This is a genomic window from Pseudomonas sp. IT-P294, assembly GCF_949767865.1.
GTDB lineage: Bacteria > Pseudomonadota > Gammaproteobacteria > Pseudomonadales > Pseudomonadaceae > Aquipseudomonas.
The window spans coordinates 16,950-43,476 of record NZ_CATKQW010000009.1; the positions used below are offsets into that span (position 1 = coordinate 16,950).

General features: G+C 59.7%; 20 protein-coding genes. 13 read left to right on the forward strand and 7 right to left on the reverse strand.

The genetic code is table 11. The annotated features are described in order from the left end of the window. Positions 1-3 precede the first annotated feature (3 nt). The 11 genes from ACM6I0_RS06750 (at position 4) to ACM6I0_RS06800 (ending at position 13,730) form a co-directional block, all read left to right on the forward strand. Complete coding sequence (locus tag ACM6I0_RS06750; RefSeq protein WP_414921798.1) at positions 4-1,047, forward strand: PLP-dependent cysteine synthase family protein; 1,044 nt, start codon at positions 4-6, stop codon at positions 1,045-1,047. Between the two features lie 28 nt (positions 1,048-1,075). Beyond that, positions 1,076-2,224 carry an NAD/NADP-dependent octopine/nopaline dehydrogenase family protein gene (locus ACM6I0_RS06755; protein ID WP_285435082.1) on the forward strand — a complete coding sequence of 383 codons (1,149 nt, stop codon included), beginning with the start codon at positions 1,076-1,078 and terminating at the stop codon, positions 2,222-2,224. A gap of 49 nt (positions 2,225-2,273) precedes the next feature. Continuing rightward, complete coding sequence (locus tag ACM6I0_RS06760; protein WP_414921799.1) at positions 2,274-4,124, forward strand: IucA/IucC family protein; 1,851 nt, start codon at positions 2,274-2,276, stop codon at positions 4,122-4,124. Between the two features lie 16 nt (positions 4,125-4,140). Continuing rightward, the gene (locus ACM6I0_RS06765) at positions 4,141-5,385 is read left to right on the forward strand and encodes an MFS transporter (RefSeq protein ID WP_285435084.1); all 1,245 of its coding nucleotides are present in this window, start codon (positions 4,141-4,143) and stop codon (positions 5,383-5,385) included. Positions 5,386-5,400: 15 nt separating this feature from the next. Next, positions 5,401-6,585, forward strand: coding sequence for an aminotransferase class V-fold PLP-dependent enzyme (locus ACM6I0_RS06770; protein ID WP_414921800.1), 1,185 nt, complete (start codon positions 5,401-5,403; stop codon positions 6,583-6,585). Between the two features lie 85 nt (positions 6,586-6,670). Further along, positions 6,671-7,186 carry a sigma-70 family RNA polymerase sigma factor gene (locus tag ACM6I0_RS06775; protein WP_285435086.1) on the forward strand — a complete coding sequence of 172 codons (516 nt, stop codon included), beginning with the start codon at positions 6,671-6,673 and terminating at the stop codon, positions 7,184-7,186. After that, positions 7,187-8,164, forward strand: a complete 978-nt coding sequence (locus ACM6I0_RS06780; RefSeq protein ID WP_414921801.1) for a FecR domain-containing protein — start codon at positions 7,187-7,189, stop codon at positions 8,162-8,164. Between the two features lie 94 nt (positions 8,165-8,258). Further along, positions 8,259-10,673, forward strand: a complete 2,415-nt coding sequence (locus tag ACM6I0_RS06785) for a TonB-dependent siderophore receptor (protein ID WP_414921802.1) — start codon at positions 8,259-8,261, stop codon at positions 10,671-10,673. A 62-nt stretch (positions 10,674-10,735) separates the two neighbouring features. Next, the gene (locus tag ACM6I0_RS06790; protein ID WP_222587472.1) at positions 10,736-11,923 is read left to right on the forward strand and encodes an ABC transporter substrate-binding protein; all 1,188 of its coding nucleotides are present in this window, start codon (positions 10,736-10,738) and stop codon (positions 11,921-11,923) included. Then, positions 11,920-12,981 (forward strand): FecCD family ABC transporter permease, encoded by a 1,062-nt coding sequence (locus ACM6I0_RS06795; protein WP_285435090.1) that lies wholly within the window; start codon positions 11,920-11,922, stop codon positions 12,979-12,981. Before ACM6I0_RS06790 ends, ACM6I0_RS06795 begins: the two co-directional genes overlap by 4 nt. Beyond that, a complete protein-coding gene (locus ACM6I0_RS06800) occupies positions 12,975-13,730 on the forward strand; it encodes an ABC transporter ATP-binding protein (RefSeq protein ID WP_414921803.1) in 756 nt (251 codons plus the stop codon). Before ACM6I0_RS06795 ends, ACM6I0_RS06800 begins: the two co-directional genes overlap by 7 nt. Before the next feature lie 110 nt (positions 13,731-13,840). Here the strand turns inward: ACM6I0_RS06800 and ACM6I0_RS06805 are convergent, their stop codons facing one another. The 3 genes from ACM6I0_RS06805 to ACM6I0_RS06815 all read right to left on the reverse strand — a co-directional run bounded on the left by ACM6I0_RS06805 (position 13,841) and on the right by ACM6I0_RS06815 (position 17,113). Continuing rightward, entirely contained in the window at positions 13,841-14,962 is a 1,122-nt protein-coding gene (locus ACM6I0_RS06805) for a P1 family peptidase (protein ID WP_285435166.1), read from the reverse strand. Positions 14,963-15,045: 83 nt separating this feature from the next. Further along, the gene (locus ACM6I0_RS06810) at positions 15,046-16,155 is read right to left on the reverse strand and encodes a polyamine ABC transporter substrate-binding protein (RefSeq protein WP_414921804.1); all 1,110 of its coding nucleotides are present in this window, start codon (positions 16,153-16,155) and stop codon (positions 15,046-15,048) included. Positions 16,156-16,297: 142 nt separating this feature from the next. Further along, positions 16,298-17,113: a carbon-nitrogen hydrolase family protein gene (locus ACM6I0_RS06815; protein ID WP_414921805.1), complete on the reverse strand. Its 816-nt coding sequence runs from the start codon at positions 17,111-17,113 to the stop codon at positions 16,298-16,300. 134 nt (positions 17,114-17,247) lie between these two features. Between ACM6I0_RS06815 and ACM6I0_RS06820 the strand changes: the two genes are divergently transcribed. Beyond that, positions 17,248-18,033, forward strand: a complete 786-nt coding sequence (locus tag ACM6I0_RS06820) for a helix-turn-helix transcriptional regulator (protein WP_285435094.1) — start codon at positions 17,248-17,250, stop codon at positions 18,031-18,033. Between the two features lie 147 nt (positions 18,034-18,180). On the opposite strand, the gene ACM6I0_RS06825 is transcribed toward ACM6I0_RS06820, so the two are convergent. Beyond that, the gene (locus ACM6I0_RS06825; protein WP_414921806.1) at positions 18,181-18,579 is read right to left on the reverse strand and encodes a DUF5329 domain-containing protein; all 399 of its coding nucleotides are present in this window, start codon (positions 18,577-18,579) and stop codon (positions 18,181-18,183) included. Between the two features lie 194 nt (positions 18,580-18,773). Here ACM6I0_RS06825 and ACM6I0_RS06830 point away from each other — a divergent pair, with 194 nt between their 5' ends. Beyond that, positions 18,774-20,825 (forward strand): phosphatase PAP2 family protein, encoded by a 2,052-nt coding sequence (locus tag ACM6I0_RS06830; RefSeq protein ID WP_414921807.1) that lies wholly within the window; start codon positions 18,774-18,776, stop codon positions 20,823-20,825. A gap of 25 nt (positions 20,826-20,850) precedes the next feature. Here ACM6I0_RS06830 and ACM6I0_RS06835 read toward each other — a convergent pair whose 3' ends face one another. Genes ACM6I0_RS06835 through ACM6I0_RS06845 form a run of 3 tightly spaced genes read right to left on the reverse strand, consistent with a single transcriptional unit; the run spans position 20,851 to position 26,506 of the window. Further along, positions 20,851-23,928 (reverse strand): efflux RND transporter permease subunit, encoded by a 3,078-nt coding sequence (locus ACM6I0_RS06835; RefSeq protein ID WP_414921808.1) that lies wholly within the window; start codon positions 23,926-23,928, stop codon positions 20,851-20,853. Then, positions 23,925-25,091: an efflux RND transporter periplasmic adaptor subunit gene (locus tag ACM6I0_RS06840; protein WP_414921809.1), complete on the reverse strand. Its 1,167-nt coding sequence runs from the start codon at positions 25,089-25,091 to the stop codon at positions 23,925-23,927. The genes ACM6I0_RS06835 and ACM6I0_RS06840 overlap by 4 nt, the downstream gene beginning before the upstream one ends. Continuing rightward, on the reverse strand, positions 25,088-26,506 hold the full coding sequence (locus ACM6I0_RS06845) for an efflux transporter outer membrane subunit (protein ID WP_414921810.1): 1,419 nt from the start codon (positions 26,504-26,506) through the stop codon (positions 25,088-25,090). The genes ACM6I0_RS06840 and ACM6I0_RS06845 overlap by 4 nt, the downstream gene beginning before the upstream one ends. Between the last annotated feature and the right edge of the window lie 21 nt (positions 26,507-26,527).

The following is a 26,527-nucleotide window of genomic DNA, read 5'->3' on the forward strand; positions in this document are numbered from 1 at the left end:
GAAATGATATTGAATAAAGTTTCTGATCTTATTGGCAATACGCCAATGTTGGGTATTGATGTTCCGGATACCGACGCCAGGCTGTTACTCAAGATTGAAAAGAACAACCCCGGCGGCAGCATCAAAGACCGCATGGCACGCAACATGGTACTGGCCGCGCTCAAGTCCGGGCGCCTGAAACCGGGCGGCGTCATCGTCGAGTCGTCGTCCGGCAACACCGGCATTGGCCTGGCCATGGCTGCCGTCGAATTCGGCCTGCAGTTTATCGCCGTGGTCGATCATCACGCGGCTCAGGACAAGATCGCCGTGATGAAGGCGCTGGGCGCCGACATTCGATTCGTTAAAGGCACCTACCGCGAAGACGAAGTGGCGGTGGTCGAGCGCCAACGGCTGGCGGCTGAACTCGCGACCGATATTCCTGGTGCCGTGTTCATGAATCAATCCGACAACGCCGCCAATGCCGGTGGCTACAGCGATTTCGTCCGCGAAACGATTGCTCAGGTGCAAGGCTCTATCGGTGCCTACGTCGGCTGCGTCGGCACCGGTGGTTCGATGACCGGTATCGCCCGTGGTCTGAAACTGCACAATCCCGACACCGTGACCGTTGCGGTGGAACCGGCCGGTTCCATTGTCTTCGGCCATCCCGGCTATCCCTACTATCAGTCCGGTACCGGCACCCCGGCCGGTGACACGGTCGGTCTGGTGCTCGACTACAGCTGCATCGATCTGGGCGTGCAGGTCACCGACTCCCAAGCCTTCGAAACCGCCCGCTACATCGCCCGAAACCTGGCGCTGTTGGTGGGAGGCTCGACCGGCGGTGCGATTTTCAAGGCATTGGAGCTGATCCACAAAGGCGTGCTGACCGGCAACGTGGTCGTGCCGATCGCCGATGGCGGCGAAAAATACCTGCACACGGTGTTCGACGATAAATGGCTGCAAGAACGTGATTTGCTCGACCCGAACGTCGCGCCGCAACTGGATGCCTGGCTGAGCAAGACCCATTGGCTGGACTCCGTTTCCGCGCCGCTTCAATTAAGCGTCGCATGACCCCTCCATCACTCAGGAACGCCTCTCGATGAATCTGTTGAAAGTCGCCATCTGTGGTGGCGGCAGGACCGGCCATCTCAACGCCATCCTGTTCAAGCAGCTGCCCAATGTTCAGGTTTCAATGCTCACCAGCAATCTGGAAATTATTGAACAGCACGCTCGTCACACGCCAATGCAGGCCTTGTTGCCGGATGGCTCGACACTGGACGCCCGGCTGGATCGGGTAACCACCGATGCCAGGACTGCCGTTGAGGACGCCGACATCGTCATCATCACCGTGCCCGCCCATGCCCGGCCGCAAACCTTGCAAGCGATTGCACCCCACCTGAGCTCAAGCAAACCGGTGTACGTCGGCGCGATTCCGGGTTTTTGCGGCTTCGACTGGCTGGCCGAGGCCACGCTGGCTGATCGCCCTAACCTGGTGATCTGGGGGATGAAGGACGTCCCGCATACCGCCTTCGAGCTGACCCCCGGGCGATCAATCAAAATGGGCGGCGGCAAAAGCCGGTTGTATGTGGCGACGCACGCACGGGAATCGCAAGAATCCCGTCAGCGGCTCGAGGCAATGCTCACCGTGTTGTACGGCCCGTGCGTGACGATGCTCGACCATTACCTGGAAATAACCCTGACGCCGGGCAACCCGATCATGCACAGCTCGGTGATCTACGGGCTGATCGGCCCCTTTGGCCAATGGCATCGCAAAATTTTCCCGCAACGCATGTGCTGGTGGACCGAGTGCCCGGAACTGGGTGCCTACTTCCTCGAACGCATGGATCAGGAGAGCCAGGATCTGTGCGCCGTCATCAGCCAGCGCATGGGCATCGACCTGTCATCGGTCAAATCCTTGAAACAGGAAATTGTCGAGGCCTACGGCGAACAGATCCGCGACCAGAGCAGCATGCTTTCGATTCTGCGCACCAATCAGGCCTACAACGACATCCTTGCCCCCATGGTGCCAGCCGACGGCAACCGCGCCGGCTACGTGATCGAACGCGAGAGCCGCGCCTTCAACGAAGACGTTGCCTATGGCCTGGTGTTGCTGGTGGAAATGGCCAAACGCTTTGAACTGAAGGTGCCCTACATCGAGGAAGTCTTGCAGTGGAGCGTTGCCTACATGCAAGGCCTGCGCGATTCGGCGCTCGACTATTTCCCAAACCACTGGCCACGCACGGCATGAGCCGTGGGTTTCATCTCTTTCTTTAATTTTCGACGAGCAGACAGCAGATATGGATGACTTCAAGACACTGATCGCCTACTCCCGCAAAAACGCCATGCGACGCTTGATCCGTTGCCTCTTTGCGGAAAATATCCTCGACCGTTCGGCCCTGAACTTTTCCGTCGAGGGGAACCAGGCCACCTACCCGCTGAAGGATGCCCGCGCCCACCTGTTTTTCTCCGACATCGCCAAAGGCCCGGCCGATACCGTGGTCAATGACGGTGAAGTGGTGCTGTTGACCGACGAAGGCGTACGCCAGGTGATCACCAGCCATCAGGATATGTTGGATGTGTTGCGTGACAGCCTCGACTTCGAGCCGACCGACGAAGGCGTGGCCGGGCTCAAGGCCGACATGGAAAACAGCCTGATCAACGATGCCCACGCCCGTCAGCATCGCCAGCATTGGAACGCGCGACTGGAGCAGGCGGCCAGGGATCAGGGCCTCAACAGCTTCACCGACTACCTGCGCCAGCATGCCACGACCAAAGACGCCGCCATCCTGCTGGACCAGTGGGGTTCGCTGGAAGGCCATCCGTATTACCCGACGTGGAAATCCCGTCCGGGCCTGACCGATGCCGAGGTCGAGCAACTGTCACCCGAGTTCAACGCTCAGGTACCGCTGCGCATCGCCTCCTTGCGTGTCGAGCATTCGAAAAGCGAAAGCATGCCGCACGTGACCGGATACCACGCGTGGTTCGCCAGTAACTTCCCGGCGCAATGGGAACAATGGAAAGCCTCGCTCAACAGCAAAGGGCTGGATGAAACCCAGTGGATTCCGCTACCGATTCACGCCTGGCATTTGCAGGCCTATGTGCTCAAGACGTTTGCTGCGGAAATCGAAGAAGGCATCCTGATCACCGACGGCCCGGATATTCAAACCCTGCCGACCATGTCCTACCGCACCATGATGCCGGCGCTGGACGAATGCGCACCGTTGATCAAATTGCCGATCGCCGTGTGGATGACCAGCGAACTGCGCAGCCTGCAAGCCAAGTCGATTCACATGGGGCCGCGCATCAGCACGGTGATCACCCGGATTCTGCAGGCCGAAAATGGCTTCGGGCAACGTCTGGAAATCTTCCCGGAAGAAATCGGCGTGCGCTATAAAAATGCGATCACCCAGGACGATAATCCCGGGCGCCATCTCTCAGTGGTCTATCGCGCCAGTCAACAAGCGTTCGAGCGTAGCGACAGTTGCCTGCCGATTACCGTGGCATCACTGTTCACCAGGTTGCCCGGCAGTGGCCGGCCGTTATTTACCGATCTGATCGAACGTGATGGCGTGCGGGCCAATGCTGACCAGGTTGAAGACTGGTTCCGCGAGTACGCCAAAGTGGTCACCCACCCAGTGGTGGCGATCTATTTGATGTATGGCATCGGGCTCGAAGCGCATCAGCAAAACACCATGGTGCTGTTCTCTCCCGATGGCAAAGCACGTAGTCTGCTGATCCGCGATTTCGGCGATGGCAGGACTTATGCTCCGCTGCTGGAAGCCCGTGGCTATAACCTGCAGCCACATGTGCAGCCGGGTATTTTGCCGACGGTATTCTCAGGCGATATCGAACCGGTGCGCATGTTCGTGCTGGACGCTGCGTTCCTGACGCACCTGCACGAAATGGCCCTGTGGCTGACCAAGGAATATGGTTTGAACAACACGCGGTTGTGGGAAGTACTGCGCGAGGAAACCGATCTAGCATTTGCGGCCGTACGCGACCGTGTCTCGCCAGACCTGTGGGAAGTCGAACGTCAGGCGTTTGTGGAAGATCCATGGCCAACCCGGTCGTTGTTGCGCATGCACTTGATGCAGTACTCCAACTATCGTTTGCAACACACCCTGACCAACCCGCTCGCTAGCGTTTAACCACCGAGGCTGACTCATGTCCCATGCAGGTGCCATCCAGGGTTCTAAAGTGAGAATCCTGATTTATCTTCTATTTGCGATCCAGCTTGTGTCCATGGGCGCGATGGAAATGAGTGGGCCCTTCTGGCCCGTCCACCTGCGTGGGCTGACTTCCTCGGAGTCGGTTTTCAGCTTCGCCAGCATCGCCGTATACGTCGGGCCGATGCTGGGCATTATTCTGACCAGTGCATTCTGGGGCCGTATCGGTGATCGCTACGGCCACAAGTTGATGATGATCCGCGCCCTCGCCGGTTTGTCGTTGACCCAGCTTGGGCTGGCCCTCTTCAGCGACATCTGGGTCATTCTGATCCTGCGTTTTCTGCAAGGCGCTTTCGCCGGATACATCGCGCCGGCCCAAGCTTATGGGGTCAGCATTGAAGCCCCTTCGCGACGCGCACGCCTGTTCGCCATCCTGCAGATTTCCACCAACGTCGGCTCGTTGCTCGGCGCTGTCGTCGGCGGGCTGATCCTCGATTACGCGACGTTTTTCTGGATCAACATCATTGCCGCGGCACTGTGCGCTGTCTGCACCGTCATCGCGGCCGTTACCTTGCCCGATGTACCGCCGGTGAAGAAAACACCGGTCGCGGACAAAGCGACAACGGCCAGTCGTTCGGGCAGCCTCTGGCAAGGCTCACCGTTATTGTCATTGCTGGGCGTGATGGGCATTTTGCTGCTGGCGCGCATGTTGCCGCAGACCTCCTTCTCGCTCTACGTCAGCTCGGTATTCGAGGTCAGTAACTCGGTGGTCGGCCTGTGCTACGGCTTATTGGCGCTGGGTTTCATTCTCTCGGCAACGGCCTGGTCGCGTTACTTCGAACACCGCACTCAGCAGGAAACCTTGCACCGCATGACCTACGTCGTCATCGGCTGCATCGCCCTGACCGCAATAGCAGGCGTCACGCACAACCCTGTGGTGTTTGTCATCGCCTACTTCATCTGGGGTGTACTGCTGGGGGCAACCACGCCAGTGCTCATGGCGCTGATCTCGAAAACCGCCGATAGCTCGCAACAGGGTCACGTGCTGGGAATTGCCCAGGGCACCGCACAATTCGCTTCGATTGCGGGGATCTCGGCCGGTGGTTTGCTCAGCCAGGTCTATGGCTTGCAATACACCTACCTGTTTGTCTGCCTGGCCTACGTGTTGGCACTGATCCCGATTGTCGCGCTGCGTTACTGGCCTGCGCAGATGCTCCCGAGTCATGCCCCGCCCCAGGATTGATCAAGGAGTCTTGCTTTGAACATTGAACAACTGCGCGCCGATACACCCGGTGTCGCGAACCTGATTCACTTCAACAACGCCGGCGCGGCACTGATGCCCGGGCCGGTGATCGAGGCCATGACCCGCCACATTCAGCTTGAGGCGAACCTCGGCGGTTATGAAGCGGCCGGGCAACAGTCGGCCGAACTTGAGAATGTCTATGGCGCCATCGGCCGCCTGATCAACGCCCGGCCTGATGAAATCGCGGTGATCGAAAACGCGACCCGCGCCTGGGACATGGCGTTCTATTCATTGCCCTTGCAACCCGGTGATGTGGTGCTCACCTCAACCACCGAGTACGCCGGCAACTACATCCCCTACCTGCAATTGAAAAGGCAACGCGGCATTGAAATCCGCATCATCCCCAATGATGAGCAAGGCCAGGTGTCGCTGCCGGGGCTGAAAGACATGCTCGACGATGATCGCGTCGCATTGATCTCCCTGCCCGTGATCGCCACCAATGGCGGGCCGGTCCAACCCATCGAGCAGATCGGCGCGCTCGCTCGTGCCGCCGGCGTGCTGTTTTTGCTGGATGCCTGCCAAGGTGTCGGGCAAATGCCCATCGATGTGCAGAGAATCGGCTGTCACATGCTCGCTGCAACCAGTCGCAAATATTTGCGTGGGCCGAGGGGGATGGGATTTTTGTATGTTGAAAGCGCTCTGTGCCAGAACCTGGAGCCGGCCTTTCTCGACCTGCATGCGGCGTCCTTGCTGACATCCGACACGTTCAACATTCGCGCCGACGCACGACGCTTCGAGAACTGGGAGTGCAACGTCGCCGCCAAGCTGGGCCTCGGTGCGGCGGTGGAATACGCGCTGGCTCAAGGCATAGAGCCTATGTGGGAACGGATACAACAACTGGCCAGTCACTTGCGTGATCGACTGGCGAACATTCCGGGCATGACACCGCAGGATCTGGGCGCTATCAAATCGGGCATCGTGACCTTCACCCACCAGAACAACAGTGCCGCGCAGGTCCAGCAATGGCTGGCCGTCCAGGAAAAACGCATCAATGTCTCCACCTCGACGTTGCGCTCGACCCTGCTCGACATGCAGCACAGGGATTTGGCGGAGGTCAGCCGCGCCTCACTCCATGCCTACAACACCGAGGCCGAAATCGACACGATGATCGAAGCACTGATCCGCCTGCCACGCGTCTGAATGGGATACCAATCGCTGCTTGCGTCACAGCCGCTTTGTAATCTAGCATTGGGAATACTTCTCAATTGCATGAAAGTCCGCAGCCATGAGCGAAACCCTTTCCGCGAACAACGACGATCACCTGCGTACGATCGAAGCCCTGTACAGCGGCCATCACGGCTGGCTGTATGCGACGCTGAGAAAAAAACTGGGTAACGCCATGGATGCGGCGGATCTGGCACAGGACACCTTCACTCGGATCCTCGCCTCCCGGGTCACGGTCATCGAACAACCTCGCGCGTACCTGAGCTGCGTGGCCAAGGGCATCCTGATCAACTGGTACCAGCGCAAGGCACTGGAACGTGCCTATCTGGATGCCCTCGCTCATGTGCCCGCTCCCGAAGTGCCTTCGCCGGAATTGCGTTTCATGGTGCTGGAGACCCTGCACGAAATCGATGCGATGCTCGATGCCCTGCCGCCCCTGGTCAAACGTGCGTTCCTGCTGTCGCAAATCAGCGGCCTGAAATACGACGACATCGCCGAGCAACTGGGCGTGTCACTGATCACCGTCAAACGCTACATGAAGCAAGCCTTCGTGCAATGCCTGTTGCTGGTGGAATAAATGCTCAGTCGCCGCCAAGCACCTCATCCCGATCACCAAGCCCTTGAAGAAGCCGCAGACTGGCTGATGCGCCTCAGTGAGCGCGAACTCAGTGACGCTGAACGTGCCGAATGGGAATGCTGGAAAGTCAGCACGCCCGAGCGTGGCCGTGCCTGGGGTCGCGCGCAGTTATTGCAGAGCAAATTCGGCGGCCTGCCACCGTCACTGGCGATGTCGGCGCTGGACCGCCCAAGCAGCCCGCAGCGTCGCGCAGCGCTGGGCAAACTGGCGATGATTCTGGCGATCATGCCGGCCGGTTGGGGCAGCTTGAAGCTGGCGCAATCCCTGCAATGGTCGGCGGACTATCACACGGCTGTCGGCCAGAGACGCGAGTTGACCCTGGCTGACGGCTCGCACATCACCCTGAACACCGATACCGCCATCGACGTGCTGTTCGATGCCCACCAACGGCTCATCCGCCTGCGTGAAGGCGAAATACTGGTGCAGACCGCACCGGATATTTCTCCGCTGGCGCGGCCTTTCCTGGTCAGCACCCGCCAGAGCCGAATGCAGGCACTGGGCACACGGTTCACCGTTCGAGAACTGCAGTCACGCACTCATCTTGCGGTGCTGGAAGGCGCGGTGCAGGTCGATCTGGCCGAGAATCGCCAGGGATCACCATTGATCATCAATGCCGGCCAGCGCACCGACTTTTCGTCCGACACCTTTGGCCAGGTCACCGCCACCGATCGTTACATCGGCGCCTGGGCCCAAGGCATGTTGATGGCCGACAAGATGCGCCTGGCGGACTTCGTCGCCGAACTGACCCGCTATCGCCGCGGCTTTGTGCGACTCGATCCGGCGATTGCCGACTTGCGCATTTCCGGTGCCTTTCCGATCAGCGACACCCAGCGCACGTTGAACATGTTGACGCAGACCTATCCGATCCTCGTCAGCGGCCACTTGAATGGCTTCTGGGTCATGCTTTCCCCGGCCTGAGCCAAAAAAAGTGCGCACAGGTGATACTTTTTTTGATCTCGACTGGCTATGGGGAAGAAGAACTTTTTCGTCCTGTTTATAGGTTCATCCATTCATGTTCGCTGCACGCCTCCTGCGCCCGGATCGTCAGTTCAGCCCAGTTTTTTGCAGTGCGTTGCTAAGCCTTGTCCTGATCGGTGCCATTTGCCCGTTTGCCTTGGCCGTCGTGCCTGAGCAACTGGACGCTGTCGCGGTCCGTGCCTATGACATTCCTTCCGGCCCCCTTGGGGCGACCCTGTCGAGTGTTGCCGTGGACGCCGGCATCGCGCTGTCGTTCCAGCCATCGTTGACCGAAGGCCTGATCAGTCCCGCACTGGTCGGCACCTACTCCACCCAGGAGGCGGTCTCTCGCTTGTTGGAGGGCAGTGGCCTGGACATGGTTGCGCGCCGCGACGGCAGCTACACGCTGGTGCCGCGCCGGGTGACGCTGGATGAGACGGCCGTCATCGGCACCAACAAACGCACCGAGACCCTGCCAACCGTGTATTCCGGCGGACAGGTCGCCAACGGCGGGCGCCTGGGCATCCTGGGCAACACCGATGTGATGGACGCGCCTTTCAGTGTCAGCACCTACACCTCGACGCTGATCAAGGATCAGCAGGCCGTCACCGTCGGCGATGTGCTGGAGCGCGACTCATCGGTACGCTCTACGGGACAGACGGGAGGCATTGTCGACTCGTTTTTCATCCGCGGTTTTCCGGTTGGTGAAGGCAACCTCGGCGAACTGGCATTTGACGGCGTGTACGGCGTGGCACCCAACTACCGGGTATTCACCGAATACGCCGAGCGCATCGAGCTGGTCAAAGGCCCCGGCGCCCTGCTCTACGGCATGTCGCCCAACAATGCAGTTGGCGGCGTCATCAACGTCGTGCCCAAGCGCTCCCTCGATGAGGACCTGACCCGTTTCACCGCCAGTTACGCCATGGATTCGCAGGTCGGTGGGCACCTCGATGTCAGCCGACGCTTTGGTGAGGAACGCCGGTTCGGCGTGCGCATCAACGGCAGTACTCAGCAGGGCGACACAGCGATCGACGATCAATCCCGTCACGTCAATATCGGCGCCATATCCCTCGACTATCAGGGTGAACGCCTGCGAACCACCCTCGACTGGCTCAACCAGAAAGAACACTTCGATGCCGCCTCGAGGCCGTTTCTGATCGCCCCGGGCGTGGACATTCCCTCCGCCGCCAATGGCCGTACCAATGTGAGCCAGGCATGGGGCTGGTCCGAAACCCGTGACAAATCGGCCCTGCTCAGCGGCGAATACGACCTCAGCGACGCGTTGACGGTGTTCGCCCACGCCGGCGGTGGAAAATCGGACGTCGCGCGCATGTCCGACCAGACCCCGACCATCATCAATGCGGCCGGCGACACCTCTTCCGTTCCCGGCTATTACAAATTCGAAGTCGAGCGGTACACCGTCGACGCCGGTGCGCGCCTGCGCTTCGACACCGGGCCGATCAGTCACCGGGCCGCCCTGCAGGTCAGCCGTTATCGGGATGTACTGTCCCGGGGGATCATTTCCGGCCCCCCCATCCTGTCGAATATCTATCACCCGGTGGATCGCCCGGAACCCGCCATCCCCAAGCCGGACACGCCCAAGGTGTCCGAGAGTGAACTGACCGGCGTGGCCCTCGCCGACACGCTGTCAGTGCTGGATGAGCGCGTTCAGGTAACGCTCGGCCTGCGCAAGCAGAACATCCACTCCGACAACTACACCGCGGTCGGCACGGTCACCACCTCTTACGACGACGGCAAAACCACGCCGCTGTTCGGTGTGGTGGTCAAACCCTGGGACCACGTTTCGTTCTATTACAACTATGTCGAAGGCCTCAGCAAAGGTGACATTGCCCCCTCGGCCGCGTCGAACGCCGGCGAGATCTTTGCCCCTTATGTCTCCCGACAACAGGAAGTCGGGGTCAAGGTCGACTACGGCACGTTCACCTCGACACTTGCCCTGTTTCAAATCAAGAAACCCAGTGGCGAGCTGGTATCCGGTGTGTTTTCGGTGCAGGGCGAACAGCGCAACCGCGGGCTGGAGCTCAATGTGTTCGGCGAAGTCGTTCCAGGCACACGCCTGCTCGGTGGCGTAACCCTGCTCGATGCGCAACTGACCGAAACCGGGGTTGCCGCCAACCGTGGCAACAAACCGGTCGGCGTGCCGCAGGTGCAGGCCAACCTCTGGGCCGAATGGGATACCTCGTGGGTCGAAGGCCTGACGCTCACCGGTGGTGCAATTCATACCGGGAGCCAGTACGTGAACCAGGCCAACACCCAGCAACTGGATGACTGGACCCGCTTCGATGTCGGCGCACGCTACACCACCCGCATCGATGAACGACCGACCACGTTTCGCGCCACCGTGCAAAACGTGCTCGACCACGAATACTGGTCGGGCGTGGCCTCTTACGGCGCGTTCTCCCAGGGCTCACCGCGCACCTTATTACTGTCGGCGACTGTCGATTTCTGAAACGTTCAGCCCGGCGACGGTGTGAGCCGTTGACCGTTCTGGCTTTTGCAAAGGCTTTGACCATGGTGACTTTTGATCGACGCAGCCACGCTTTCGCTGCGCTGCTACTGGCAGGACTGCTGAGCCTGGCAGTGTTTTGCCTCGCACCGCGCAGCGTGCTCGCCGCTGAAGCGGATCCGGCGCTCACCGAGGTGACCGATCTGCTGGGACGCAAGGTCAAGGTGCACTTGCCGGTCAGGCGCGTCATTCTCGGTGAAGGCCGGCAGTTGTATCTGGTCGCCGCGCTGGACACACAAAACCCCATCGAGCGTATCGTCGGTTGGCGCAAGGATCTGATCCAGTCGGACCCGGACACCTACGGCGCCTACCTGCGCAAATTCCCCGACATTGCAAAAATCCCCACCTTCGGCGGGTTTGAAGACGGCACCTTCGATATCGAGCAGGCCATCTCCCAACGCCCGGACGTGATCATCCTCAATATTGAAGCGCAGCACGCGACCGAAGATGCGCGCTACATCGAGAAGCTCGACGCCTTGGGCATCCCGGTGGTTTACGTCGACTTTCGCAATAACCCGATCCAGAACACCGAACCGACCATGCGCCTGTTCGGCCAACTGTTCGGCAAGGAGCAACGCGCCGAAGCCTTCATCGATTTTCGCAACCAGCAGATTCATCGCGTCACCGACGTCATCGAGAAACAACATCCACCCCGCCCCAGCGTGTTCATCGAGCGCATCGGAGGCTACACCGATGATTGCTGCCTGAGTTTTGGCAACGAGAACTTCGGCCTGTTCGTCGATATGGCCGGCGGCAACAACATCGCCCGCCGAATCATTCCCACCACGTTCGGCCAGTTGAACCCCGAGCAGGTCATCGTCTCCAACCCGGCGCATGTCGTTGTCACCACCGCCAACTGGGAAGCCTTTGCCCCCGGCGGCCATTGGGTGGGTGTCGGTCCGGGCGCGGACATGGCTCAAGCCAGGAAAAAACTCGCCTGGTACACCCAGCGTCCGGCCTACGCCGGAATCAAGGCTCAGGACGATCAAGCCTTTCACGCCATCTGGCATCAGTTCTACAACAGCCCCTACCAGTTCGTGGCCATCCAGCAATTGGCGAAATGGTTCCATCCAACGCTGTTTGCCGATCTGGATCCGGACGCGTCATTTCGTGAACTGCATGAGCGCTTTCTGCCGGTGCCTTATGAGTCCGGCTACTTTGTCAGCTTGCGCCAGCCTGAGGTAAAACCATGAGTTCATTGACCGACACCGTGGTCGTCCAGCGCGAAACCTATCGTCGCCTGGTGCTGCGTAAACGCCTGATTCTCGCCGGTCTGGTGATCTTGCTGTTGTGCAGCGTATTGCTCGACCTGGCGCTGGGACCCGCGAGTTACAGCTTGCGCGAAGTCCTCGGCGCACTGTTCTCGCCGGACAGCGCTTCACCACAGGTGCGTGTGGTGATGTGGGACATCCGCCTCCCGGTGGCCCTGATGGCCGTTGCCGTCGGCGCGGCGTTGTCGCTGGCGGGCGCCCAGATGCAGACGATCCTCAACAACCCGTTGGCCAGTCCGTTTACGTTGGGCATTTCCGCCGCCGCCAGTTTTGGTGCGGCGCTGGGGCTGGCGTTCGGTGTCGCGCTGTTCCCGCTGGCAGCGCAGTTCATGGTGCCGTTGAACGCGTTCATCATGGCCATGTTGTCGGCGCTGCTGATCCACTTTTTGAGCATGCGTCGCGGCGTCACCGCAGAAACCATCGTGCTGCTCGGCATAGCGCTGGTGTTCACGTTCAATGCGCTGCTGGCGCTGGTGCAGTTCTTCGCCACCGAGCAAGCCGTGGCCGCCGTGGTGTTCTGGACGATGGGCAGCCTGACCAAGGCCACCTGGCCGAAGCTCGGGGTGATCTGCCTGGTCATTCTCATCACCCTGCCGATCTTCGCCAAACGCGCCTGGGCCCTGACGGCCCTGCGACTGGGCGATGACAAGGCCGCCAGTTTCGGCATCAACGTGCGCAGCCTGCGATTTCAGACGCTGATCATGGTCAGCCTGCTGGCCTCGTTTCCGGTGGCCTTTGTCGGCACCATCGGATTCATCGGGCTGGTTGGCCCGCACATCGCCCGCATGCTGATTGGTGAAGACCAACGGTTCTTTTTGCCGGCCTCGTTGCTGACCGGCTCATTGATTCTGTCGGCAAGCTCTGTGGTCAGCAAAACCCTGATACCGGGCGCGATATTCCCCATCGGGGTCGTCACCTCGTTGATCGGCGTGCCGTTCTTCATATCCTTGATTCTCGGCGGGAAGAAAAATTCATGGTAACGCTTCAGCTGGAGAATCTCGGTGCCCGCTACGGCCAGCGCGAGATCATTCGCGGCGTCACAACCGCGGCTTTTTTCGGTGGTCAGGTGGTCGCGGTGGTCGGGCCCAATGCCGCAGGCAAGTCCACATTGTTCAAACGCATGGCCGGGCTGATCGATGGCCCCGGGCAGGTCATCCTGCAAGACTCAAAAAAAGGCGCACAGGGCATCAGCTATATGCCTCAGGGTTTGAATGCCAGTGCCCGGCTGACGGTCTACGAGTCAGTGCTGCTGGCGCGTAAACAACTGACACCGGGCTGGGTCGTACACGACGACGAATTGAAACTGGTCGACGAGATTCTCGCGGCGCTGGGCATCACGGGACTATCGTTTCGCAACCTCGGCGAATTGAGCGGAGGTCAGCAACAATTGGTCTCGATCGCACAAACGCTGGTGCGCGAGCCGGAAATCCTGCTGATGGACGAACCCACCAGCGCGCTCGATATGTATCGGCAGGTGCAGGTGCTGGACTTCATGCGCAAACTTGCCCGTAAACGCGAGGTCATTGTGTTTATCGCCATCCACGACCTGAACCAGGCACTGCGCTTTGCCGATCAGGTGCTGGTTATCGCGGACGGCACCACTCAAGGCAGCGGCCCAAGCCACGAGGTAATCACCAAACAAATGCTGCGCAACGTATACAAGGTTGAGGCACGCATCGAGCAGTGCAGCCGCGGGCTGCATCACATACTCATCGACGATATCGTTTGATGCGTTAGCCAGTTAAGGTCAGGTCTTGAGGGCTGAAAACGGCCAGAGGCAGTCAGATGCAGGTGGCATGAACGCGGAACAAGCACACCACCTGAATACCGCTAGATCAGTTAACCATTCGCCGCTCCCGGCCAGCCGGCCTGATGCAAGGCTTTGAGCAGCGTCTCACAATCCAGTCCCGGCACGGCATGGCCGTTGCCTTCGGCGGTGTCAGCGGCTAACAAGGCATTGATTATGGCTTCTTCCACCGCTTCGGTGGCGGCCAGAAACAACTCGCTGATGTGGTCGTTGTTGACCATGCTTAGGTTGTCGCTGGTCGGCGCGCGCTTACTTTCGTAAGCGGCCGGCGGCACATGATTACCGGTGGAAAAGGCGATGAAGATGTCACCGCTGTGGTCTTCATTACCACCACCGGTGCGGGCGAGACCAAGGCTGGCGCGTTGCGCCAGGCGCGTACATTGGTGCGGCAGCAACGGCGCATCGGTGGCCAGGCAAACGACTATCGAACCCATGCCCGGGTGCGGCAGCGAAGCCTTGAGGAACGGCGAGTCGGCCTGTTCCATGTAGCGTCCGACCGGGTAGCCGTCGACGCGCAATTCGTTACGGATGCCGTGGTTCGCCTGGACGATGGCGCCAACAGTCCAGCCGCCCTGAGTGCGGCTCAGACGCCGCGAAGCGGTGCCGATACCGCCCTTAAATTCGTGGCAGATCATGCCGCTGCCACCACCAACCGCGCCTTCGATAACGGGTCCACTCACCGCATTACTCAGAGCTTCGGCCACATGCTCGGATTTCACATGGAAACCATTGATGTCGTTGAGCAGGCCGTCATAGGTCTCCAGTACCACCGGCATGTTCCAGTAGAGACGGCCGTCATCCGGCTGTTGTTCACGATCCAGCACAACCAGTGCATCGCGCACCACGCCCAGGCTGTGGGTGTTGGTGAAAGCGATGGGACTGGTCAAAAGACCCGCTTCGCGAATCCACTCCAGACCGGTGGCGTCGCCGTTGCCGTTCAACACATGGACGCCCGCAAAGCACGGTTGCTGGCTGGTGGAACCAACACGTGGTTCGATGACCGTTACACCGGTCAGGACGTCGCGGCCGTTGGCGGTGCGTCCTCGCACATTACTGTGACCGACCCGTACGCCCGGCACATCGGTGATGGCATTTAGGGGACCGGATTGCAGTTGGCCGAACTGAATGTTCAGGTCGCGGGCGCGTGGCTTCATCGTGTCTTTCATGATCTCTCTCTTGTTTTGATTTGTTTCATGACTGGGGCTTGGCCAACCATCAGCAGAACCGAGTCTGCCAATCAATTGCCGGTCTTGACCGTGTTCCACGCGCGGGTTCGAATGCGCTCCATCTTCAGCGGGAGTGGTTCTAGCGGAAACAACGTGTCCAACACTTGCTTGGACGGATACACCCCTGGGTTGTCGCGGATTTTTTTCTCGACAAGCGCAGTGGCATCCTTGTTGGCATTCGGATAGCTCAGGTAGTTGGATGACTCAGCGATGACTTCGGGGCGCAACATATAGTTGATGAAGGCCAATCCTTGCTCCGGGTTCGGCGCATCGTTGAGCTGCACCAGACTCTCCACCCACACCGGGGCACCTTCGCGTGGAATGCTGTAGACAAGGTTGCGATGGTTGCCAGCCAGCTTGGAGGCTTTTTGCGCATCGGCGACACCCCCCGCCCAGCCCAGCACGATGCAGATGTTGCCATTGGCTAGATCAGAGATGAATTTGGAAGAGTCGAAGTAAACGATATGGGGACGAAGTTTCAGCAGCAGTTCCTGGGCTTTTTTGTAATCGTCCGGGTTCTGGCTGTTGTATGGCAGTCCAAGGTAGTGCAATGCGATGGGAATAACCTCGCTAGGAGCGTCCAGCATGGCCACACCGCATTGACTAAGTTTGGCTAGATTTTCTTCCTTGAAAATGAGGTCCCAGGAATTGACTGGCGCATCTGCGCCGAGTATCGATTTAACCTTATCCGCGTCATAGCCTATGCCTGTGGTACCCCACAGATAAGGGGCCGCATAGCTATTTCCGGGATCGTTGCTCTGCAACTTGGCGAGGATGTCGGGATCGAGATGGGACCAGTTGGGTAGCTTTGAGCGATCCAGTTTTTTCAGCACACCTGCTTTGATCAGGTTCGGTAGCAGGTCGGCACTGGCAACCACTACGTCATAGCCACTGCGGCCAGCCATCAGTTTGCTTTGCATGACGTCGCTGTTGTCGAACACATCGTACACAGCGCTGATGCCCGCTTCTTTCTGGAAGTCTTTTACCGTGTTCGGGGCAATGTAGTCATACCAGTTGTAGATATGAACACTGTGCTTTTCAGCTTCATCGGCCTCGGCGCAGACCAGGCCGAAACTGAACAGCGAGACCAGCGCGAATTGCATGTAACGAATTGGTTTCATGGGGATGCTCCAGAGCGTTAGTACCGAGTCCAGGGACACGAGCACTGCTCTTGCTAGTGTGTGAATTATTGTTGTGGCAGGGGCGAGATCGGCGTTAAAGCGGAACAATCGCTGAGGTATGGTTAAACCCCTCGCGCCTGATTCAGGGGATGAGTAGTTCACGTCGGCCATCACCGTGCTCAATCTGCTCGCCGGTCAGGAGCAGGCGGCGGTCACTGAGGTAGTCATAGTCGTGGCGGGCGGTGCGCAACAGGTCGAGATCCAGCTCCACCACCTGCCGGCACTCTGCGCGCCCCGCTTCAAATAGCGTGCGCCCGAAGGGATCGATTGCTGCACTCCCACCGGCAAAGACGAGGCCTTCATCGCCGTCGCCGACTCGATTTACCATCACCGCGAATGCCTGGTTCTCCTGAGCGCGAGCCATAATCGCGGTGCGGTGGACAGGGCCGTAGGGATCCATGTTGCCGTTAGTGACAAGGATCAGCTCGGCGCCGAGTTGGCCGAGCGCCCGAGCACTTTCCGGCAACTCAATGTCGTAGCAAATCAGAATGCCGACACGGATGCCCCTCCAGAGCGCAGTGGCATAGCGGTCTCCCGGTTGGAACAGTCCGCGTTCCGACGGCCAAAGGTGAGTCTTGCGATAACTCAAGGCGATCCCTTGTGGGGTTACCAGCAAGGATGTGTTGTAGAAGGTGCCGGAGTCGTTCTCAGCCAGACCAACCACCACTGAGACGTTCCGTTCGCGTACGGCGCGCTGCACGGCCTGCACACTTGGCCCGTTAACGGGCTCGGCGATTTCGGCGAGCTGTTGCGCGCTGGCAAATCCCATCAACTGCGTCTCTGGAAAAATCAGCAGATCGGTATCCACTGCGCAAGTAGCGATGGCCTGTAAGGTACGCTCCAGGTTATAAGCAGTATCGCCATCGCGACCGGTAAGTTGTACAAGCTCAATCTTCATCGGTGATCCTTTCACGTGTATGTGGGCTCGCAATCGCAAAACTGAACAGCACCCGCCAGGGCTGAAATGGAGTATGGAGAGCCATAAAACGGAAAGTAATTACTTCGATGGGGTAACCCCATATGGGTAGAAACGTGAGCATTACATTGCAGGACATGGCCTGGCACCAGGCGATTGGCAGGCTCATAGAGGCACTTGACCGTCCTAATTTCTGGTTGACCCTGGTGCGTCTGTTGGATAGATACATTCCAGTGGACAGTTGGGTTGTGCTGATTTTCAGCAATGGCCGGCCGCAGGTGCTCGCAGAATGCCCAGGCAAGGATGGCGGGCCAGATCCACTCTTTCAGGATTACCTCAAAGGCCTGTATCTGCTCGACCCCTTTTACCTGGCCAACCGGGAAGCACCGCAGAACGGTTTGTTTTGGCTAGCCGACGCGGCGCCGGAGTGCTTCGAACAAACCGACTACTACCAACGCTACTTCCGCCTCAATGTCGTTGCCGACGAAGTACATATCAACGTCCAGCTCGACGCGGAACGCACCCTCAGCCTGTCGCTGGGAAATGAGTGTCTCTTCAGTGCGGAGCAGACCGCCCTGCTCACACTCATCCAGCCTTGGGTCGCCGCCCTGATGCGTCAGCGCATGGCATTCGAGCGGGAAGCGCTGGAGCAGAACACGTCGCCGACACCAAGCTGGCAGAGCTGGCTGGACTCCACTGACCAGCAGTTGGAAACGCCGCTCTCAGCCCGCGAACTGGAAGTCGGCCGGCTTATGCTCAGCGGCTGCTCGAACAAGGAGATCGCGCGCAAGCTGGCGATTTCCGCGGAGACTGTAAAGGTCCACCGCAAGCACATGTACAGCAAGCTCGGCATTAAATCTCAGTCCGAGCTGTTCTCACTGTTTTTGAACGCGCAGAGCTGAAGCCGTTGTTTCATAAAGGCTTCAGTTCCCAAGACAATCGGCATCGCCGCCACGCTTCCACATCAAGCGTTGACCATGCAGCCTAAAGATTTGGTTTGAGTCAGCCCGTATTGTCATCATGAAAAGGCGTCCCCCGGTGGGTAAAAATCAATGAAGCTGCCGTTGCCTCTGTAGCTCCCTCTTCAGCCAGGTACCCGCCGGTTGCACGCCTTCTGGACATCGCACCTCATAGGCGCGGCCACTCATGCTGCTTCTGGTGGCAGCAAGTTCGATGAAGTCTTCTGCGCTGTTCACCTTATTCTTGCCTTCGAGATATTTCAGCTTCTGCTCCAGATGCGCCCGAGCCCGGGGACCTGAGAATTCGTCCCCGTTGCGCACAAACAGACATTCACTATGCTCGACATAGTCCAGCAAGCTCTTTATCTCCAGAGTGGCTTGAGGTGTGGTTTGAGCCTGGACACTGGTCAAGATTGCGACAAGGCTGATACCCGCCGCCATCATCCATCGGCTGATGAGCCGTGCCGCTTCTCCTATCCACATACGCATGATTCATCCTCGCGCTGAAAGTGCAACGGTGGGGCCGTTAGTGGCCCCGCGCACTCGTTGCACCGTGGTAGCTTTGAAAGGCGTGCCGAAGTGCTCACCACTGACACGGCACCCGCTTCATAACGGCGTGCGACTTATCGGGAAGACACGCACATCGATTGCGTGCTCACCGACATTGCACAGGCTGCCTGCGAATGATGACGTCCCTGGTCTCATCGATCATCGAGTTCCTCACGGTGAATCCGCATATTGCCTATCTGGCGGTGTTTCTTCTGGCACTTTGCGAGTCAATCCCGATTATCGGCGCTGTCGTTCCCGGTACAGCGGTGATTCTCGCACTCAGTGCCTTGGTGCCCAGTGGCGTATTGCTGCTCTGGCCGCTGCTGATCGCCGCCACGTCAGGTGCCATCGTGAGCGATGGTCTTTCGTGTTGGCTCGGGCGTCGATACCACCGAGAAATTCTTGGTTTCTGGCCTTTGAACCGACACCCTGAACTGATTCAAAGCAGCGAAGCATTCTTTGAGCGTCACGGCGCCATGAGTGTGTTTTTCGCGCGCTTTGTACCGGGTGTCCGCGCCTTCATCCCGCTATTCGCCGGAATGATGGGGATGGCGGCCAGTCGATTCTATGCTGTCAATGTCACCTCGGCGTTCGCTTGGGCTTTGTCGCATATCCTCTCAGGCGTTCTCGCAGGCGCAACGTTTCGCCTTCTTGGAGCGGCTGCCAAGCCGCTTGCGATCTTGTTGGTCGTTCTACTCGCGACGGGCTGGGCAATCCTGCATATCGTGCGCTGGACGTTGCGTCACGGTGTCCCTTTCTTCATCGGCGCACTGCGGCGACTGCGGTCGTGGGCAGGCACCCACGACACACGGTTGAGCCGCGGCGTCACCCGATTGCTTGATCCTTCACGGCCCGAAGCACGGACTCTCGCATTGTCGGCAGTGCTTCTCGTCGGTGCAGCCTGGCTCTTTTTCGGCATCCTTGAAGATGTGGTCACCGGTGACCCGTTACTGCTCGCAGACAGCGCGATATTCCACGCTCTTCAGGATCTTCGTACAGCGCCAGGTGATGCAGTGATGATCGCCATTACAGAGCTCGGCGACACCCTGGTCGTGGTGGCGGTCACGACGGCTGTCTTACTGTGGCTCCTGTGGAAACGCGCCTGGCGTACAGCCATTTATTGGCTGGTAGCGATTACCGGCGCTTCGGTGCTCAACACAATCATCAAAGTCGCGTTGCATCGAGCTCGCCCCGGTGAACTTCTCTACTCTGGGTGGAGTGCATTTTCCTTCCCCAGCGGCCATAGCACGGTCAACTTCGTGTTGTACGGTTTCCTTGCTTTTCTCATCGCGCGAGAGATCCGTCCGGCATGGCGCCTGGTGGTCATTCTCGGCGCAGCAACCCTGGTATTTCTGATTGCCTTCTCGCGTCTCTACCTCGGTGCGCATTGGCTTTCCGACGTGCTCGGGGGGATGGCATTCGGGTCAGCGTGGCTGGCATTGCTCAGCCTGTCCTACCTGAAGCGCCAAGCCGGACGCATTGACTCTATGGGCTTATTCGCCGTCGGCGGTTTGGCACTGATTCTGGCCGGCGGACTCAATGTCTATCGTAGCCATGCGACAGACAGCGATCGCTATGCCATCAAGTCAGTAGAGCCGTCCATGACCGCCACGGATTGGTGGGCGTCGGGTTGGGAACAACTGCCGGCACGGCGTATCGATCTGACTGGTGAAACGAATGAGCCGCTGACGTTCCAGTGGGCCGGTGGCCTGACGGAGTTGAGGGATGTCCTGCAGCGTAACGGGTGGCGCGACTCAGCGGCCTGGACACCGTTGAGTGCCCTGAATTGGCTCTCCATCCAGACCGACTCGGCAGCGCTCCCAGTCATTCCACTTTTCGCCAGTGGTCGCCTCCCCAGTCTGACGCTCATTCGACCGAATAGTGACGGCGCGCTGACCAGCTCGCGCCTCGTGCTTCGAGTATGGGTCGTCGATTTCGAGCTCACGAACGGGCGCTCTTCAGCGCTGTGGATGGGGTCAGTTGTGGAGGAGCGCTTCTATCATCCCCTCTCCCTCGTGACGTTAACGTCGACACAGCCCGGTATGAATGCACCAAGGGGCACTCTGGCTAGCGTTTTTGACAACAGGCAACTCCTGCCTCGGCCCGAAGGAACAGCAAATGGAGATTGGGATGGCAATGTCCTGTTAGCTCGACACGGCAAGCCACAGGAAAAAATCTCCGACTGATCGCGGCGAATGCATGGCATGGGTTTCAAACGTTGACCTCTGCGGTTTCAGGCAGCGTTTTGCGGCGTCGGCGCTCGAACCAGAGATAGACCACCGGCGTGGTGTAGAGCGTCAGTATCTGCGATACCGCCAGGCCACCGACAATCGCGATGCCCAACGGCTGACGCAACTCGGAGCCGGCACCGTGCCCGAACGCCAGCGGCACGGCCCCCAGCAAGGCAGCCAGTGAGGTCATCAGAATCGGTCGCAAGCGCAACAGGCAACCTTCACGCACCGCATCCCGGGGCGACAGGCCCTGCTGCTGGGCCTGCAACGTGAAGTCGACGATCATGATCGCGTTCTTCTTGACGATACCAATCAGCAAAATGATGCCGATCATCCCCAGCACCGACAGATCCTGACCACAGAGCATCAATGCCAGCAGTGCGCCGAAACCAGCTGAAGGCAAGGTCGATATGATAGTCAGCGGGTGAATCGCATTCTCGTACAGCACGCCCAGTACGATGTAGACCGTGAGGATCGCCGCCAGAATCAGCCAGGGTTGTGACTTCAATGAGTCCTGAAAAGCCTGGGCGGTGCCCTGGAAACTGCCCAGCACGGTGTCGGGCATGGCCTCGGCCAGGGACGCCTGATTGATCGCGGTGACCGCTTCACTCAGGGCATGGCCGGGCGCGAGGTCGAACGACAGGGTAATGGCCGGGAACACGCCCTGGTGGTTGATGATGATCGGCACTTGTTCAGTCTTGACGCTGGCCAGCAGGTTCAGCGGCACCAGGGCGCCGGAACTTGCGCGGACAAATAAATGCTCAAGGGTGGCGGTGGACGTTTGCCAGCTCGGGTCGAGTTCAAGGATCACGTGGTTCTGATCGAGCTGGGTAAACATCGTCGCAATCTGTCGCTGACCGAAGGCGTCGTACAGCACGTCGTCGATGGCCTGCACCGTTACGCCCAGCCGTGCAGCCGTGGAACGGTCGATCACCAGGGTCGATTGGGCGATGGCCTGTTGCTGGTCCGACGTTACGTGCTGCAACTGCGGCAAACTCTTGAGTTTCTCCAGCAGCACACCGCTCCAGTGATCCAGTTCGACACTGTCCGGGTCTTGCAGGGTGTACTGGTATTGGGTCTTGCTGGCCCGACCACCAATCTGGATGTCCTGGTTGGCCTGCATGAACACTTTGATTCCGGATAACCGGTCGAGCGCCGGTTGCAGGCGACGGATAACGTCGGCGGCGCTGGTGGTGCGCTCGCTGAACGGCTTCAGGTTGATCATCACCTTGCCCTGACTCACGGTCGGGTTCGGGCCGATCCAGAAATACACCCGGGCCACCGCCGGGTCCTGGCCGATGATGTCGGCAGCGCGGTTGACCTGTGCACGCATCGCGATGGGTGAAATATCAGCCGCTGCTTCGGCCACACCCTGGATCAAGCCGTTGTCCTGTTGCGGGAAGAAGCCCTTGGGGATGCCGACATACAGCGCTGCCGTCGCCACCATGGTTGCGATGGCCACCGCCATGGTGATGCGCTGATGGTCCAGCACCCAATCCAGGCTACGGCGATAACCATTGTGCAAGCCTTCGAACACCCGCTCGCAGGCCTGGGCAAAGCGCCCCTCTTCATGATCGGCATGGGGTTTGAGCAGCCACGCGCAGAGCATCGGTGTGATGGTCAGGGAAACGATGCCGGACATGATAATCGCGACGCTGACGGTCACCGCAAATTCACGCATCAAGCGCCCGACAATGCCAGACATCAACAGAATCGGGAGGAACACCGCAATCAGCGACACCGTCATCGAGACAATGGTGAACGCCACCTCGCGCAAACCGTCGACCGCCGATTGCAGGCGCGACTTGCCCATCTCCAGATGCCGGACAATGTTTTCCATGACCACGATGGCATCGTCCACCACAAACCCTACGGCAATCGCCAGGCCCATGATCGACAGGTTGTCGAGGCTATAGCCCAACAAGTACATCACCCCGAACGTGGCCACCAGGGACAACGGGATGGTCAGGCTGGGAATCAGCGTTGCCGTGGCTTTGCGCAGAAACACAAAGATCACCACGACCACCAGCGCAATCGACAGCAGCAAGGTGAACTGCATGTCGTTGACCGAGGCTTCGATGGTTTGGGTACGGTCACCGACCACCTGTACCTGTACGTCTCGCGGCAACGAGGCGGTCAGCTCGGGCAGCTTGGCCTTGAGGGCGGCGATGGTCGACAGCAGGTTGAAGCCCGGCTGTTTGTGGATGTCGACGATAACCGTTGGCTCGGCACCCAATTGCGCGGCTTGTTGCGTGTCCTCGGCGCCGGCAATCACCCTACCCAGGTCACCGAGCTTGATCGGCATGCCGTTCTTATAGGCGATGACCTGATCACGATAATGCTGTGGGTCGAGCAATTGATCGGTCGCACCGAGGGTGATCGAACGGCTTTGACCATCGAGGGTGCCCTTGGGCTGATCAAGGGTGCTGACGCCGATCACACTGCGCACATCCTCCAGGGTCAGGCCACGAGCGGCCAGCGCATCGGGATCGATCTGCACCCGCACCGCCGGTTTCTGCTCTCCGTGAAAATCCACCAGGCCGACGCCGGGCATCTGCGACAAGCGCTGGGCAATGTAGTTATCGGCGTAGCGGTCCAGCTCTGGCAATGTGCGCACGGGTGAAGTCACGGCCAGTGACATCACTGTACCTTCAGCCGGATTGACCTTGTTGAAGGTCGGTGCGCTGGACATGGTCTTGGGCAGATTCGGTGTGGCCGTGTTGATTGCCGTTTGCACATCCTGCGCGGCACCATCGATGTCTCGCGACAGATCGAACTGCAATACAACCTGGGTTTTACCCGCCGCACTCGACGAGGTCATCGACGTCACTTGCGGCACGGCCGCAAAGGCGCGCTCCAAAGGCGTCGCCACCGAAGACGCCATGGTTTCGGCGCTTGCCCCAGAGAGTTTGGCGGTGACCTGAATGGTTGGGAAATCCACCGTCGGCAGCGGCGCCACAGGCAGATGAAAGTAAGCAAAGGCACCGAGCAGCAAGACCCCGATGGCCAACAGACTCAGCCCGACACGCCGTTGAATCAGTCCGGCCAGCGCATTCATTGGGCCGCCTCCGCCAAATCGGCAGCGGTTTCGGTCTTGACCGGCGTGACCTTCAGCCCCGGCGCGATGCGCGACTGGCCCTGCACCACCACGGTTTCACCAGCCGCCAGGCCCTGGCGAATCCACTGCTTGCCATCGACGACGGTGGCGGCATCGACCAGACGCGGTTGCACCCGTTGATCGGCATCCACCACATAGACGAAGTTACCCTGACGCCCCAATTGCACCGCGTCGGCCGGGACCACGGCCACGTCCTTATGCGTCTGCACCAGCAACCGCGCGCTCACCAACTCGCCCGGCCAGAGTTTCGCGGCGCCATTGTCGAATTGCGCCTTGAGCTGGATCTGGCCACTGGCGGCGGTGACCTGGCTGTCGATAAAACTCAAATGGCCGCGGGCGATTTCCTGTTGTCCATCGCGGGTCATCGCCACCACCTGCAATGCGCCTTTGGCGTTCTCTTCGAGAATTTCCGCCAGTTCATCCTGGGACACGGCGAAGGCCACGGAAATCGGGTTCATCTGGGTGATCGTCACCAGTCCGGTGGCTTCGGCGCCGTGGGCAATCGCACCGACGTCCAGCAGGCGCTGGCCGGTACGACCGGTCAACGGTGCCTTGACCTGGGTGAATTCCAGTTGCAGGCGCGCCACGTCCAGTCCCGCTTGATCGGCCTGCAAGGTGGCCTGCTGCGCGCCCAGTTGGGCGCGGTAGGTGTCGACGTCCTGGGTCGGCCCGGCCTTGGCGGCGGCCAGTTTACTGGCCCGGTCAAGGTTGACCTTCAGGTTAGCCAGTTGCGCCTGATCCTTGGCCACCAAGGCCTGTGCCTGGGCCACCTGTGCCTGATACACACGCGGGTCGATGACCGCCAGCAAGTTGCCAGCGGTGACGATCTGCCCTTCGTTGAACAGGACTTTTTGCAACTCTCCATCCACCCTCACCCGCACATTCACGCTGTTGAGCGGCTGCACATTGCCGATGGCGCTGATCCAGACGGGAAGGTCCTGACGGCTGACCTGGGTCATCTGCACCGGCACGGCGCCTGCATCGACCTTCACCGGTGCGGCATGGGCTTGCCGGGTCCATTGAAAGCCGCCGATGACAGCGGCCAGCGAGAGCACCACTGCCCCTGCGAACATAACGCGACGACGTGGGTTCAAGGCATTCATGGGTGAGCCACCTGAGCAGAAGAATTGGAAGCGAGGGTGTCCGGCGAGAAATCCCCGCCCAAGGCGCGGAACAGGCCGACGGCGGCCTGCAAATGCTGGAGGCGTACCTGCAACAGCGTGTCTTCGGCCTGGTATTGGGTGCGTTCGACGATCAGCAGTGTCTGGAAATCGGTCGAGCCGAGTCGGTAGCGAACCTGCGCCAGACGTGCGGCTTCGCGGGCAGAGTCCACGGCGGACTGGTTCAGGGCGTAGCTTTTATCGAGTTCGCGGGCCGCACTGAGCTGGGTTTCAACATCCTGCAGCGCTTCGATGATCGACTCGCGATAACTCGATGCCAGTTCCTGAACATGGGCCTGGTCGAAATGCAGTTGACCCTTGAGCTGACCACCGGCAAATACCGGTTGGCTGAGCGTGCCGATGGCGCTCCAGATCTGGCCGCCGGCGAGCGTATCGATGCCGCCCAGCAGATCCAGCGACAGGTTCGGTAAAAACGCGGCGCGGGCCACGCCCACGTCGAAGTTGGCGGATTTCAGCCGAGCTTCAGCGGCCTGGATGTCCGGCCGCTGACGCAACAAACCAATCGGCAGGCCGGTCGAAGGCTGCGGCACTTGCAAGGTTTTCAGCCCGTTTCCTTGCAGATGAAAGCCCTCGGGCTGGGCCCCCACCAGCACAGCCAATTGGTACAACGCCAGATCCCGTTGTTGCCGCAGGGGCGGCATCGCCGCTTCAAAGGTCTGCATGGCATTGCGCTGCTGGGCGACTTCCAGATTCGACACGGCGCCCTGGCTGGCCTGGACTTCCACCAGATCCAACACCTGTCGCGCATCGTCGGCAATGGATTGGGCCAGACGCAGCCGGTCCTCCAGGGACAGCACCTCGAAGTAGCGGTCGGCGATGCTCGCGCCCAGGCTCATGCGCAGGGTTTGCGCATCAAATACCGTGGCATTGGCCAACGCATCGGCGGAGTCAGCGGCAGCGCGTTGTTTGCCCCAGAAATCCACTTCATAGGTAGCTTCGGCAAATACGCTGCGTTTTTCCGTCGAGCCGTAATTGTTCTGTCGTTGGTAATTGCCCCCCAGATTCAGCGCCGGATATTGCGCCGCCCCGGCCACCTGCGCCGAGGCGCGGGCTTCATCGATGCGGCTGACCGCCGCCTTGAGGGTGTAGTTGGAGGCTTGGCCCTGGGCGATCAATGAGTCAAGTTCGGCGCTGTGAAACTCGCGCCACCACTGGCCCCCCTGAGCCGCCGAGCTGTCTGTCGGGCCATTGAACTGTTGCGCCAGGGGCAACTCGGGTTGCTGGTATTGCGGCACCATCGAGCAGCCGTCAAGCATGAGCATGCCGAACAACGTCAACGCCATGGATGAAAGACACGCAACCCGCCTGCTGCGTGCCGCCAAAGTTGATACCGACATGGGCAAGCCATCCCCCGCTAA

Coding starts and splice junctions, on each gene's coding strand:
- ACM6I0_RS06835 (WP_414921808.1), bottom strand. CDS start 23,928: ATGAATGCGCTGGCCGGACTGATTCAACGGCGTGTCGGGCTGAGTCTG.
- ACM6I0_RS06755 (WP_285435082.1), top strand. CDS start 1,076: ATGAATCTGTTGAAAGTCGCCATCTGTGGTGGCGGCAGGACCGGCCAT.
- ACM6I0_RS06800 (WP_414921803.1), top strand. CDS start 12,975: ATGGTAACGCTTCAGCTGGAGAATCTCGGTGCCCGCTACGGCCAGCGC.
- ACM6I0_RS06765 (WP_285435084.1), top strand. CDS start 4,141: ATGTCCCATGCAGGTGCCATCCAGGGTTCTAAAGTGAGAATCCTGATT.
- ACM6I0_RS06780 (WP_414921801.1), top strand. CDS start 7,187: ATGCTCAGTCGCCGCCAAGCACCTCATCCCGATCACCAAGCCCTTGAA.
- ACM6I0_RS06810 (WP_414921804.1), bottom strand. CDS start 16,155: ATGAAACCAATTCGTTACATGCAATTCGCGCTGGTCTCGCTGTTCAGT.
- ACM6I0_RS06775 (WP_285435086.1), top strand. CDS start 6,671: ATGAGCGAAACCCTTTCCGCGAACAACGACGATCACCTGCGTACGATC.
- ACM6I0_RS06805 (WP_285435166.1), bottom strand. CDS start 14,962: ATGAAGCCACGCGCCCGCGACCTGAACATTCAGTTCGGCCAACTGCAA.
- ACM6I0_RS06825 (WP_414921806.1), bottom strand. CDS start 18,579: ATGCGTATGTGGATAGGAGAAGCGGCACGGCTCATCAGCCGATGGATG.
- ACM6I0_RS06790 (WP_222587472.1), top strand. CDS start 10,736: ATGGTGACTTTTGATCGACGCAGCCACGCTTTCGCTGCGCTGCTACTG.
- ACM6I0_RS06795 (WP_285435090.1), top strand. CDS start 11,920: ATGAGTTCATTGACCGACACCGTGGTCGTCCAGCGCGAAACCTATCGT.
- ACM6I0_RS06815 (WP_414921805.1), bottom strand. CDS start 17,113: ATGAAGATTGAGCTTGTACAACTTACCGGTCGCGATGGCGATACTGCT.
- ACM6I0_RS06785 (WP_414921802.1), top strand. CDS start 8,259: ATGTTCGCTGCACGCCTCCTGCGCCCGGATCGTCAGTTCAGCCCAGTT.
- ACM6I0_RS06845 (WP_414921810.1), bottom strand. CDS start 26,506: ATGTCGGTATCAACTTTGGCGGCACGCAGCAGGCGGGTTGCGTGTCTT.
- ACM6I0_RS06760 (WP_414921799.1), top strand. CDS start 2,274: ATGGATGACTTCAAGACACTGATCGCCTACTCCCGCAAAAACGCCATG.
- ACM6I0_RS06830 (WP_414921807.1), top strand. CDS start 18,774: ATGATGACGTCCCTGGTCTCATCGATCATCGAGTTCCTCACGGTGAAT.
- ACM6I0_RS06750 (WP_414921798.1), top strand. CDS start 4: ATGATATTGAATAAAGTTTCTGATCTTATTGGCAATACGCCAATGTTG.
- ACM6I0_RS06840 (WP_414921809.1), bottom strand. CDS start 25,091: ATGAATGCCTTGAACCCACGTCGTCGCGTTATGTTCGCAGGGGCAGTG.